This window comes from Pseudomonas sp. PDM30 (assembly GCF_019218985.1).
In the GTDB taxonomy this organism is placed as follows: domain Bacteria; phylum Pseudomonadota; class Gammaproteobacteria; order Pseudomonadales; family Pseudomonadaceae; genus Aquipseudomonas; species Aquipseudomonas jessenii.
In genome coordinates this window covers 255,214-267,278 of record NZ_JAHUWM010000001.1, presented here as the reverse complement: position 1 = coordinate 267,278, position 12,065 = coordinate 255,214, and the positions used below count along the sequence as shown (strand labels likewise).

Below are 12,065 nucleotides of genomic sequence, written 5' to 3'. Positions count from 1 at the left end.
AATTGCTCCGAATATTTCGTTTTGCGTATTACGTGAGGTCTTGACGCTGCGCGTCAGTCCAAGGGCACCAGCCATTGCTTCGATGCGCTGACCAATTGATCGGTGAGCAGCCCCAGCAGCTGGCCGCCATTACGCCAATGATGCCAGTACAGCGGCACATCGATCGGCTTATCTGGCAGCAGCTCCTGCAATACACCCCTTTGCAGTTGCTCGCGCACCTGCAGTTCCGGAACCAGCCCCCAGCCCAGACCGGCTTCCGCCAAGCGGATAAAACCTTCGGAGGACGGGCACAAATGGTGTTCGAATCCCCCCTCGACGCCGAGGGACGCAAGGTAGCGATGCTGCAGGAAATCGTCCGGGCCAAATACCAGCGCCGGGGTTCGGGCCAACTGATCGGCGCGTACGCCCTGCGGAAAATGCCGGGCAATAAAGGCGGGGCTGGCCAGCGCACGGTAACGCATGGCCCCCAGCAACACACTGCGCGCCCCCGCCACCGGCCGCTCGCTGGCGCAGACACAAGCCGCCACTTCACCGGCGCGCATGCGCTTGAGACCGACGGTCTGGTCTTCGACCACCAGATCCATCAGCAGATGCTGTTCGGCGCAAAACGCCCCCACGGCCTGCGCCCACCAAGTGGCCAGGCTATCGGCGTTCAGGGCGATGCGCAGGCGTTCCGGCAGGCCCTCTTCATCCAGCGCCGGCACCAGGCTTTGCAAATCCCGTTCAAGCAATCGCACCTGCTGCACGTGGTTGAGCAGCCGTCGACCGATTTCCGTCGGCGTTGGCGGCGTGGCCCGCACCAGCACCGGTTGGCCAACCCGCGCTTCCAGAAGCTTGATGCGCTGGGAAATCGCCGATTGCGACAAGCCCAGTACCTGAGCCGCCCGTTCAAAACCGGCCTGTTCGACCACGGCGGCCAGGGCAGAAAGCAATTTATAGTCGAACATCAGTTTTCCTAATGAGCGATCAGCAAGATTGGTTTTTCTTATACAACCTTCACAAGGACAATGACCAGCAAGAACTCTTGAACAAGGATCACCCACATGGCTGGCGAAACTTCATTGGCAACGCTGCTGCGCAGCATGAGCCCGCAACTCAACGCAGGCGAATACGTGTTCTGCACCCTGCGCGACGGCAAGTTGCCTGCGGGTCTGGAGATTGTCGGCAGCTTCCGCGAGCAGGAAGGCCTGACCGTGATTCTCGAACGTTCCCACGCCGAAACAGCCGGATTCAGCTTCGACTACATCGCCGCCTGGATCACCTTGAACGTACATTCGGCCCTCGAAGCGGTCGGCCTGACCGCCGCGTTCGCCACGGCACTGGGCAAAGCCGGAATCAGCTGCAACGTGATTGCCGGCTACTACCACGACCATTTGTTCGTCGGCCAGGCCGACGCCGACCGTGCCCTGCAAGTGCTGCGGGATCTGGCAGCCAACGCGGAGTAAAAAATCATGTGGCAAAGTTATGTGAACGGGCTGCTCGTGGCCTTCGGCCTGATCATGGCGATCGGCACCCAGAATGCGTTTGTCCTGGCGCAAAGCCTGCGGCGTGAACATCACCTGCCGGTGGCGGCACTCTGCGTGGCCTGCGATGCCCTGTTGGTGGCCGCCGGAGTGTTCGGCCTGGCGACCGTACTGGCGCAGAACCCGACGCTGTTGGCCATCGCACGCTGGGGCGGCGCAGCGTTCCTGTTGTGGTACGGCAGCCAGGCGCTGCGCCGGGCCTTTTCGAAGCAGAGCCTTGAGCAGGGCGAAGGCCAGACCGTACGCTCGCTGCGGGCGGTCATGCTCAGTGCGCTGGCGGTGACCTTGCTCAACCCGCACGTCTATCTGGACACCGTTTTGCTGATCGGCTCCCTGGGCGCCCAACAAACCGAGCCCGGCGCTTATGTCGTCGGCGCGGCCAGTGCCTCGCTGCTGTGGTTCTTCACCCTGGCCCTCGGTGCGGCGTGGCTGGCACCGTGGCTCGCCCGGCCCGGCACTTGGCGAATTCTCGATCTGTTGGTGGCGGTGATGATGTTTGCCGTAGCGCTGCAGTTGATCGCGGCCATCTGATTCGCGGAACCTCTATTCCACACAGTTGTTGCGTGGTTATGCCGCCCCCCCGGTGCTATGATCCGACTCCCTGCGCCGCAAAGAGTACAAACTCCCCGGCGCTTGTCTGGCCGCCCGTGATCGGCCTTGCGCTCACCGCAACTGACCTGATTAGGAGAATCATCATGGCTTTCGAATTGCCGCCACTGCCGTACGCACACGATGCCCTGCAGCCGCACATCTCCAAGGAAACCCTGGAGTTCCACCACGACAAGCACCACAACACCTACGTCGTGAACCTGAACAACCTGGTGCCAGGCACCGAGTTCGAAGGCAAGACCCTGGAAGAAATCGTCAAGACTTCCTCGGGCGGTATCTTCAACAACGCCGCTCAGGTCTGGAACCACACTTTCTACTGGAATTGCCTGGCGCCAAACGCTGGCGGTCAACCAACCGGCGCACTGGCTGAAGCCATCAACGCGGCCTTCGGTTCGTTCGACAAGTTCAAGGAAGAGTTCAGCAAGACTTCCATCGGCACCTTCGGTTCCGGTTGGGGCTGGCTGGTGAAGAAGGCTGACGGTTCCCTGGCCCTGGCCAGCACCATCGGCGCCGGCAACCCGCTGACCAACGGCGACACCCCGCTGCTGACCTGCGACGTCTGGGAACACGCTTACTACATCGACTACCGCAACCTGCGTCCGAAGTACGTCGAAGCGTTCTGGAACCTGGTCAACTGGAAATTCGTGGCTGAGCAGTTCGAAGGCAAAACCTTCACCGCTTAAGCTCGATGCCAGACAAAAAACCCGGCTTTTGCCGGGTTTTTTTATGGAAGGATATAAGCAACGGGACGGTAGCGGTCGTTCCGCCGCCTTCGCAAGCAAGTCGGATCGCCGCACCGCCGCTCCCACAGTTCACCACCGAGCCAGTGGGAGCGGGCTTGCTCGCGAAGAACGATAACGCGGTCAGCCTGCCAACTACTGTGGATCGAGGTTATCCAGCGCACGATTCACCGCCAGCTCCGCCAACATGACAATCTGCGAAATGGCCAGCGCCGTGTTGCGCTGGGGGCCAGTCAGGCAGGTGGCGAAATCACTCGCCATGACATTGGCTGAAGCCAGTGATTCACAAGCGTGGGCAAGCAGGCTTTCAGTGTCCATGTCGGGGACGATCATGAACATGGTGCGAGGGCTGTAGGGTTTGGTGGTGTTGCAGGGGGGATCGGGGATTAATTTGTCCATAAAACCATTCCTCTAGCGCTGGGGCCACCACTTGCCGTTTCTCACGCGGTGAAGAGGTGGCAGCTATGTGCGAGGTGAGAAACCGGTATGGACACCCGGGCCAGACCTAAGTCTGCCCGCACACAGCCGCCATGACGCATTTACAGACAGCGGATTAGCTGGCGGCGATTATGCGTGCACAGGCTCTGGATGACCATAAGTAGCCGGGTTCTCACACCCGATCGCTGAGTTTCAGCGACAGCCAAAGGTTATTCAGCCCGCTTCCGACGGACAACCTGAAAACTGCGTGGGAAACTTCTGGCGCTTTCCTACACCGCGCTAACGCCCAAAACGTAACGCGGAGCGTCCCGGGCCAGTTAAAAACTGTTACCTATGTGCTTGAACTGTTTTGTTACCTATGTGGGTGAGTCATACCTCCCCGGTTTTTAGTCGGTACTTGTGGCCACTGAAGATCCCCGTGGGAGCGAGCTTGCTCGCGAAAAACGTCTGAACAACGCGATCAACCAGTCAGCCCGCGTTATCGTTGACGTCCATCGCGAGCAAGCTCGCTCCCACAGTGAGCAAAAAGCAGAGCATCCCGCATCACCGCATCGCTTCTCACCACTCAACAGGCCGAGCGTTAGCTCGCCTGCAGCTCTTGATCTTGATCCACCCGCCCCCTCGGCAGGCTGAGTGGAGGCGTTCATCCGGGGATGGGCGCGCAGCGCCGTTCGACGCAGTCGAACCCATCGCATGTAGGTGCCAGCGAAGCCAACCGGAGGGCGATGCCCCCGGATGAATGCCGGAGCGAAGGAACCCCGAGCCCTGGCAAGGGGCCGTACGTTCGGGGCGAGACTTTTTGGTTCCTTTTGTGTCGTTTGACAAAAGGGACTCGCCGTAAGGGCGAAACCGCCAGCTGCCGTTACCGCAGCAATGGATATGTCCCCCCCCCCCAAAAAAACCCGGACGAAGCCAATTTCCCAAGATGAAACCAGCCTCCAGCCCCTTGCTCCCCCGCCCACGCCGACTAACATCAAACAAAAGGAAAATATCTCCATCCCGCCCCTCAAGTTGAAGGACTCGACAACCGACACAGTACTAATAGGCTAACTCGCCAGGTCAACTGCAAATCGGCCAAGCAGCAGGCAAAATCCCCCAAGGATGATTGTCCCTTTGACTGCCATCACGGGATTGCCAATACTCATGGCAACTTGATGCTACCCGCACGGAACAAGGAATAACCCTTTGAAGCTGGAACTCAAGAACAGCTTGTCGGTGAAGTTGCTCCGGGTCGTACTCCTGTCGGCATTGATCGTCGGCGTGGTCTTGAGCTGCGCGCAGATTGTGTTCGATGCCTATAAAACACGCCAGGCCGTCGCCAGCGATGCCGAACGCATCCTCGACATGTTTCGCGACCCCTCGACCCAGGCCGTCTACAGCCTGGACCGGGAAATGGGCATGCAGGTGATCGAAGGCCTGTTTCAGGACGCCGCCGTGCGCAAGGCCTCCATCGGCCACCCCAACGAAGCCATGCTCGCGCAAAAAACCCGCGAATTGCAGCACTCCCACAGCCGCTGGCTGACCGACCTGATTCTTGGCAAGGAACGCACCTTTACCACCCAACTGGTCGGTCGCGGGCCCTACAGTGAGTATTACGGGGACCTGAGCATCACCCTCGATACCGCCACCTACGGCCAAGGGTTCATTGTCAGCTCGGTGATCATCTTCATTTCCGGCGTCCTGCGCGCGCTCGCCATGGGGCTGGTGTTGTACCTGGTCTACCACTGGCTGCTGACCAAGCCGCTGTCGCGGATCATCGAGCACCTCACGGAAATCAATCCGGATCGTCCCAGCGAACACAAGATTCCGCTGCTCAAGGGCCACGAGAACAACGAACTGGGCATCTGGATCAACACCGCCAACCAGTTGCTCGAATCCATCGAACGCAATACCCATCTGCGCCACGAAGCGGAAAACAGCCTGGTGCGCATGTCCCAGTACGATTTCCTGACGGGGCTGCCGAACCGGCAGCAATTGCAGCAGCAACTTGACAAGATCCTCATCGACGCCGGCAAATTGCAGCGCCGGGTCGCGGTGTTGTGTGTCGGCCTCGATGACTTCAAGGGCATCAACGAGCAGTTCAGCTACCAGACCGGCGACCAGTTGCTGCTGGCCCTGGCCGATCGCCTGCGCGGTCATAGCGGTCGCCTGGGCGCCCTTGCCCGCCTCGGCGGCGACCAGTTCGCCCTTGTCCAGGCCGATATCGAGCAGCCCTACGAAGCCGCCGAGCTGGCGCAAAGCATTCTCGATGACCTGGAAGCGGCGTTTGCCCTCGATCATCAGGAGATCCGCCTGCGCGCCACTATCGGCATCACCCTGTTCCCCGAGGACGGCAACAGCACCGAGAAGTTGCTGCAAAAGGCCGAGCAGACCATGACGCTGGCCAAGACCCGTTCGCGCAACCGCTATCAGTTCTATATCGCCAGCGTCGATACCGAAATGCGTCGCCGCCGCGAGCTGGAAAAAGACCTGCGCGATGCGTTGATCCGCAATCAGTTCTACCTCGTCTATCAACCGCAGATCAGCTACCGCGACAACCGCGTGGTGGGCGTCGAAGCCCTGATTCGCTGGCAACACCCCGAGCACGGTATGGTGCCGCCGGACCTGTTCATCCCGCTGGCCGAACAGAACGGCACCATCATCGCCATCGGCGAATGGGTGCTGGACCAGGCCTGCAAACAACTACGCGAGTGGCATGACCAGGGCTTCTCCGACCTGCGCATGGCGGTGAACCTGTCTACGGTTCAACTGCACCACGCCGAACTGCCACGGGTGGTCAACAACCTGCTGCAGATGTACCGCCTGCCACCGCGCAGCCTGGAGCTGGAAGTCACCGAAACCGGCCTGATGGAAGACATCAGCACCGCGGCCCAGCACTTGCTCAGCCTGCGCCGCTCCGGCGCGCTGATCGCCATCGACGATTTCGGAACCGGCTATTCGTCCTTGAGCTATCTCAAGAGCCTGCCTCTGGACAAGATCAAGATCGACAAGAGCTTCGTCCAGGACCTGCTCGATGACGACGACGATGCGACCATCGTTCGCGCCATCATCCAGCTGGGCAAAAGCCTGGGCATGCAGGTGATTGCCGAGGGCGTGGAAACCGCCGAGCAAGAGGCCTACATCATTTCCGAAGGCTGCCACGAAGGTCAGGGCTATCACTACAGCAAGCCGTTGCCGGCACGGGAACTGGGTCTGTACCTGAAGCAGGCCCAACGCAGTAATGCGGCTATTTTGTAACCCCTGCTCGCGATGGTCGTGAACGATAACGCGCTCATTCTGGATGAGCGCGTGGTTCTCAGGTTCATCGCGAGCAAGCTCGCTCCTACAGGGTTGCGAGCCTCGCTCTGTGAATAAGAAATATTTACAGGTACAACCCTTTACACATAATGCGAAAGATTTGCATTATGTCGCAGTTTTGCGTGTGCATAGCACGACTCCACCCCTATCGAAGCAGGATGTTCGCCATGATTCGTATGCCTCTGGCTACCGCCAGTCTGTTGGCCATCGCTATTTCCCTCGCCGGTTGCGGCGAAGGTAAAGACCAAGAAAAAGCTGCCGCGCCAGCTGCCAGCACTGCAACTGCCCCGGCTGCTCCAGCCACTGCGCCTGCCGCTGCCGGTAAGGTCGACGAAGCTGCCGCCAAAGCCGTTGTCGCCCATTACGCCGACATCGTTTTCGCCGTTTACAGCGATGCCGAATCCACCGCGAAGACCCTGCAAACCGCCGTAGACGCCTTCCTCGCCAAGCCGAACGCCGATACCCTCAAAGCCGCCAAGGCTGCCTGGGTTGCCGCTCGCGTGCCTTACCTGCAGAGCGAAGTGTTCCGTTTCGGCAACACCATCGTTGACGACTGGGAAGGTCAGCTGAACTCTTGGCCGCTGGACGAAGGCCTGATCGACTACGTCGACAAATCCTATGAACACGCCCTGGGCAACCCGGGTGCCACTGCCAACATCATCGCCAACACTCAAGTGCAGATCGGCGAAGACAAGGTCGATGTCAAAGACATCACCCCGGAAAAACTCGCCAGCCTGAACGAGCTGGGCGGTTCCGAGGCCAACGTCGCCACTGGCTACCACGCCATCGAATTCCTGCTCTGGGGCCAGGACCTGAACGGCACCGGCCCTGGCGCCGGCAACCGTCCGGCTTCGGACTACCTGGAAGGCAAAGGCGCTACCGGCGGTCACAATGATCGTCGTCGTGCCTACCTGAAGTCCGTGACCCAGCTGCTGGTCAGCGATCTGGAAGAAATGGTCGGTAACTGGAAGCCGAACGTGGCCGACAACTACCGCGCCACCCTGGAAGCAGAACCGGCTGAAACCGGCCTGCGCAAAATGCTGTTCGGCATGGGCAGCCTGTCCCTGGGCGAACTGGCGGGCGAGCGCATGAAGGTTTCCCTGGAAGCCAACTCCCCGGAAGACGAACAGGATTGCTTCAGCGACAACACCCACAACTCGCACTTCTACGATGCCAAGGGCATTCGTAACGTGTACCTGGGTGAATACACTCGCGTCGATGGCACCAAAATGACCGGCGCCAGCCTGTCGTCCCTGGTGGCCAAAGCCGACCCGGCTGCCGACACCGCGCTCAAGGACGACCTGGCCGCCACTGAAGCCAAGCTTCAGGTCATGGTCGACCACGCCAACAAGGGCGAGCACTACGACCAGTTGATCGCTGCCGGCAACACCGCAGGCAACCAGATCGTCCGTGACGCCATCGCGTCCCTGGTCAAGCAGACCGGTTCGATCGAAGCCGCCGCTGGCAAACTGGGCATCAACGATCTGAACCCGGACAACGCTGATCACGAATTCTGATCAACGCTGGTTGAGTGAAAAAGGCGACCTGCGGGTCGCTTTTTTCTTGCCTGCTTTTTGGGTGACGCTCATGGCCTCATCGCGGGCAAGCCCGCTCCCACAGTATCCGTGCTGATCACATCATCTGTGAGCACCTTCAATCCCTGTGGGAGCGTGGCTTGCCCGCGATGGCTGCACCGCGGTCTCAAGTGAAAACCTTGCCCCACATCAAGCAAACGATAATTCCTCTTATTCAAATTCCCATCCCCTGTTAGACTTTGCGCCCTTGTTTTGCTCGTCTTGCAGGATGTCTGATGCCCCCGCTGCCTCTTCGCTTGTCCGCACTGTTTCTGGCCCTGGGCCTGAGTGCCTGCGATGACGCCCCGAAATTCACCCGGGCCGAACCCGGTGAAGCCCGCTCCGGCGGCAGTGCGACGGTGCGCAAGACCGATCAGAACGCGTTTTCCATGCCCTCGGCGAACCTGCCGCCATCACGGCGTGTGGATTTCAGTGTCGGCAACAGCTTCTTCCGCAGCCCTTGGGTGATCGCCCCGTCGACGACGACCGCTCGCGATGGTCTCGGTCCACTGTTCAACACCAATGCCTGCCAGGGCTGCCACATCAAGGACGGCCGCGGCCATCCGCCGACGCCCGACGATGTGAACGCGGTGTCGATGCTGGTACGCCTGTCGATTCCCGACGCCCCGGCGTATGCCAAGGTCATCGAACAGCTCGGCGTGGTGCCGGAGCCCGTCTACGGCGGCCAGTTCCAGGACATGTCCGTACCCGGCGTGGCCCCCGAAGGCAAAGTGCGGGTCGATTACACCCCCGTGCCGGTGCGCTTCAAGGACGGCACCGAAGTCGAGCTGCGCAAACCGAGCCTGAACATCACCCAGCTGGGTTACGGCCCGATGCACCCCGACACCCGTTTCTCGGCCCGCGTGGCGCCGCCAATGATTGGCCTGGGCCTGCTCGAAGCGATCCCCGAGGAGGCGATCCTGGCCAACGCCGAGGCACAGGCCAAGGCGAACAACGGCATCAACGGGCGACCGAACCGGGTCTGGGATGACGCTCTGCAAAAGACCGTTCTGGGACGATTTGGCTGGAAAGCCGGACAACCGAACCTCAATCAACAGAATGTCCACGCGTTTTCGGGAGATATGGGGCTCACAACCAGCCTTAGACCCCTTGATGACTGCACGGACGCGCAAACGGCCTGCAAACAGGCACCCAGTGGCAACGGCCCCGATGGCGAGCCGGAAGTCAGCGACAACATCCTGCGCCTGGTGCTGTTCTACAGCCGCAACCTTGCCGTACCGGCCCGCCGTGACGTCAACGCCCCTGAAGTGCTGGCCGGCAAGACCCTGTTTTATCAGGCCGGTTGCCAGTCCTGTCACACACCGAAATACACCACCGCCGCCAATGCCGCCGAACCTGAACTGGCCAATCAAGTGATTCGCCCGTACAGCGATCTGCTGCTGCATGACATGGGCGACGGCCTGGCCGACAACCGTAGCGAATTCCAGGCCAGCGGCCGCCAATGGCGCACCCCGCCGTTATGGGGCATCGGCCTGACACAGGCGGTCAGCGGCCACACCCAGCTCCTGCACGACGGCCGCGCCCGCAACCTGCTCGAAGCCGTGCTCTGGCATGGCGGCGAGGCGACTGCGGCGCAACAACAGGTTTTGTCTTTCAATGCCGAGCAACGCGCTGCGTTGCTGGCGTTCCTGAATTCCCTTTAACACGCATTCCACTCGCGGGAGCCCGACATGTTCCGTCCCAAACTGTTGTTCACCAGCCTTGCCGCCCTCGCCCTGGGCGCCTGCTCGCCCCAGGACCCGCAAGCGGTCACGTCGGCGGCCATTGCCAAGTCGGTGATCCTGCCGACCTACACCCGCTGGGTTGAGGCCGATCGTCAATTGGCGGTCAGCGCCCTCGCCTACTGCGAAGGCAAGGAAAACCTGGAAACCGCCCGTGCCGACTTCCTGCATGCGCAAAAAGCCTGGGCCGAACTGCAACCGCTGCTGATCGGGCCTTTGGCCGAAGGCAACCGTTCGTGGCAAGTGCAGTTCTGGCCGGACAAGAAAAACCTGGTCGGCCGTCAGGTCGAGCAACTGGTCACCGCCCAGCCGCAAATCGATGCCGCCGCCCTGGCCAAGTCCAGCGTCGTGGTACAGGGGCTCTCGGCCTACGAATACATTCTGTTCGACAGCAAGCCCGACGTGGCCAACGCTGAGCAGAAGAGCAAATACTGCCCGCTGCTGATCGCCATCGGCGAACGCCAGAAGCAATTGGCCGAAGAAATTCTGCAAACCTGGAACAACACCGACGGCATGCTCGCGCAAATGAGCAAGTTCCCGAACCAGCGCTACGCGGACTCCCACGAAGCGATCGCCGATTTGCTGCGCGTGCAAGTCACCGCCATCGACACCCTGAAGAAAAAACTCGGCACGCCAATGGGTCGCCAGAGCAAGGGCGTGCCGCAACCGTTCCAGGCCGATGCATGGCGCAGCCAGGCGTCCCTGAGCAGCCTCGAAGCCAGCCTCGCGGCCGCCAGGACCGTCTGGGAAGGTGTGGATAACAAAGGCCTGCGCGGCCTGTTGCCGAGCGAGCAGAAGCCGTTGGCCGACAAGATCGATGCAGCCTATGCCGCCTCGCTGAAACTGTTCGCCGGCAACCAGCGCTCGCTGACCGACATGCTCAATGACGAGGCTGGCCGCCAGCAACTCAACGAGCTGTATGACAGTCTCAACGTCGTCCATCGCCTGCACGAGGCCGATCTGGCCAAGGCACTGGGCATCCAGCTGGGCTTCAACGCCAACGACGGTGACTGATGAGGGCCGGTTCCATGCTGCGACGCCAGGTTCTGACATTAGGTAGTTTGCTGCTGGGTGCAGTGACGCTGGGCGGCTGGAAGCTGTTCAAGCAAAAGGACAGGAGTCCGTTGTTGCTTTCGGCACGGGACGACACCGACGGCCAGCATTACGCCGTCGGTTACCGACTCGATGGCACCCAAGTGTTCGCCACCCGGGTCGGCCAGCGTTGCCACGACATCATCAACCACCCGACACAGCCGATTGCGCTGTTCGTCGCTCGCCGTCCGGGCACCGAGAGCTACCTGATCGACCTGCGCGACGGCGCGCTCCTGCAAACCGTGGTGTCACAGCCGAACCGGCACTTCTACGGGCACGCGGTCATTCACCACAGCGGCGACTGGCTGTACGCCACGGAAAACGACACCTCCGATCCGGGGCGCGGCCTGCTCGGCGTGTATAAGTTCGAAGGCGAACGGCTGGTGCACAGTGGTGAGATTTCCACCCACGGCCTCGGTCCGCATCAGGTGTCGTGGATGCCCGATGGCGAAACCCTGGTGGTGGCCAACGGCGGGATTCGCACCGAGGCCGAAAGCCGGGTGGAGATGAACCTCAGCGCCATGGAACCGAGCCTGGTCCTGATGCACCGCGACGGCACCCTGCTGAGCAAGGAAACCCTCGCCCAGCAGATGAACAGCGTGCGTCATCTGGCCATCGCCAGCGACGGCACCATCGTCGCCAGCCAGCAGTTCATGGGTGCGGCCCACGAGTCGTCGGAGTTGCTGGCGATCAAGCGCCCCGGTCAGCCCTTCGTCGCGTTCCCGGTACCCGAGCACCAGTTGCAGGCCATGGGACACTACACCGCCAGCGTCGCAATACACAGCGACTTGCGCCTGGTGGCGTTGACCGCACCGCGGGGCAACCGCTTTTTCATCTGGGACCTGGACAGCGGTGAAGTACGCCTGGACGCGCCACTGCCCGATTGCGCCGGGGTCGGTGCCGTGGCCGATGGTTTTGTCGTGACCTCGGGCCAGGGGCGCTGCCGCTACTACGATTGCCGCCAGACAAACCTCGTTGCAAAACCGCTGGAGCTACCCGCAGGGCTCTGGGACAACCATCTGCATCTGATGGCCTGAATCATTGAAAAGA

General features: G+C 61.1%; 10 protein-coding genes. 8 read left to right on the top strand and 2 right to left on the bottom strand.

The features are described 5' to 3' along the window. Positions 1–53: 53 nt before the first annotated feature. The gene (locus KW840_RS01225; RefSeq protein WP_057713462.1) at positions 54–947 is read right to left on the bottom strand and encodes a LysR family transcriptional regulator ArgP; all 894 of its coding nucleotides are present in this window, start codon (positions 945–947) and stop codon (positions 54–56) included. Between the two features lie 96 nt (positions 948–1,043). Here KW840_RS01225 and KW840_RS01220 point away from each other — a divergent pair, with 96 nt between their 5' ends. The 3 genes from KW840_RS01220 (at position 1,044) to KW840_RS01210 (ending at position 2,815) form a co-directional block, all read left to right on the top strand. Next, the gene (locus tag KW840_RS01220; RefSeq protein WP_218494267.1) at positions 1,044–1,445 is read left to right on the top strand and encodes an ACT domain-containing protein; all 402 of its coding nucleotides are present in this window, start codon (positions 1,044–1,046) and stop codon (positions 1,443–1,445) included. 6 nt (positions 1,446–1,451) lie between these two features. After that, a complete protein-coding gene (locus KW840_RS01215; RefSeq protein WP_218494266.1) occupies positions 1,452–2,054 on the top strand; it encodes a LysE/ArgO family amino acid transporter in 603 nt (200 codons plus the stop codon). 164 nt (positions 2,055–2,218) lie between these two features. Continuing rightward, entirely contained in the window at positions 2,219–2,815 is a 597-nt protein-coding gene (locus tag KW840_RS01210) for a superoxide dismutase (RefSeq protein ID WP_008022038.1), read from the top strand. 192 nt (positions 2,816–3,007) lie between these two features. On the opposite strand, the gene KW840_RS01205 is transcribed toward KW840_RS01210, so the two are convergent. Beyond that, the gene (locus KW840_RS01205; protein WP_218494265.1) at positions 3,008–3,271 is read right to left on the bottom strand and encodes a DUF6124 family protein; all 264 of its coding nucleotides are present in this window, start codon (positions 3,269–3,271) and stop codon (positions 3,008–3,010) included. A 1,224-nt stretch (positions 3,272–4,495) separates the two neighbouring features. Here KW840_RS01205 and KW840_RS01200 point away from each other — a divergent pair. The 5 genes from KW840_RS01200 to KW840_RS01180 all read left to right on the top strand — a co-directional run bounded on the left by KW840_RS01200 (position 4,496) and on the right by KW840_RS01180 (position 12,052). Next, positions 4,496–6,547 carry a bifunctional diguanylate cyclase/phosphodiesterase gene (locus KW840_RS01200; protein ID WP_218494264.1) on the top strand — a complete coding sequence of 684 codons (2,052 nt, stop codon included), beginning with the start codon at positions 4,496–4,498 and terminating at the stop codon, positions 6,545–6,547. 227 nt (positions 6,548–6,774) lie between these two features. Beyond that, positions 6,775–8,124, top strand: coding sequence for an imelysin family protein (locus tag KW840_RS01195; RefSeq protein WP_150813344.1), 1,350 nt, complete (start codon positions 6,775–6,777; stop codon positions 8,122–8,124). 293 nt (positions 8,125–8,417) lie between these two features. Continuing rightward, complete coding sequence (locus KW840_RS01190) at positions 8,418–9,845, top strand: di-heme oxidoredictase family protein (protein WP_218494263.1); 1,428 nt, start codon at positions 8,418–8,420, stop codon at positions 9,843–9,845. Between the two features lie 27 nt (positions 9,846–9,872). Continuing rightward, positions 9,873–10,937, top strand: a complete 1,065-nt coding sequence (locus KW840_RS01185) for an imelysin family protein (protein ID WP_218494262.1) — start codon at positions 9,873–9,875, stop codon at positions 10,935–10,937. A 14-nt stretch (positions 10,938–10,951) separates the two neighbouring features. Then, positions 10,952–12,052, top strand: coding sequence for a DUF1513 domain-containing protein (locus KW840_RS01180; RefSeq protein ID WP_057716568.1), 1,101 nt, complete (start codon positions 10,952–10,954; stop codon positions 12,050–12,052). Positions 12,053–12,065: the final 13 nt, after the last annotated feature.

Coding starts and splice junctions, on each gene's coding strand:
- KW840_RS01190 (WP_218494263.1), top strand. CDS start 8,418: ATGCCCCCGCTGCCTCTTCGCTTGTCCGCACTGTTTCTGGCCCTGGGC.
- KW840_RS01215 (WP_218494266.1), top strand. CDS start 1,452: ATGTGGCAAAGTTATGTGAACGGGCTGCTCGTGGCCTTCGGCCTGATC.
- KW840_RS01185 (WP_218494262.1), top strand. CDS start 9,873: ATGTTCCGTCCCAAACTGTTGTTCACCAGCCTTGCCGCCCTCGCCCTG.
- KW840_RS01205 (WP_218494265.1), bottom strand. CDS start 3,271: ATGGACAAATTAATCCCCGATCCCCCCTGCAACACCACCAAACCCTAC.
- KW840_RS01195 (WP_150813344.1), top strand. CDS start 6,775: ATGATTCGTATGCCTCTGGCTACCGCCAGTCTGTTGGCCATCGCTATT.
- KW840_RS01210 (WP_008022038.1), top strand. CDS start 2,219: ATGGCTTTCGAATTGCCGCCACTGCCGTACGCACACGATGCCCTGCAG.
- KW840_RS01225 (WP_057713462.1), bottom strand. CDS start 947: ATGTTCGACTATAAATTGCTTTCTGCCCTGGCCGCCGTGGTCGAACAG.
- KW840_RS01180 (WP_057716568.1), top strand. CDS start 10,952: ATGCTGCGACGCCAGGTTCTGACATTAGGTAGTTTGCTGCTGGGTGCA.
- KW840_RS01220 (WP_218494267.1), top strand. CDS start 1,044: ATGGCTGGCGAAACTTCATTGGCAACGCTGCTGCGCAGCATGAGCCCG.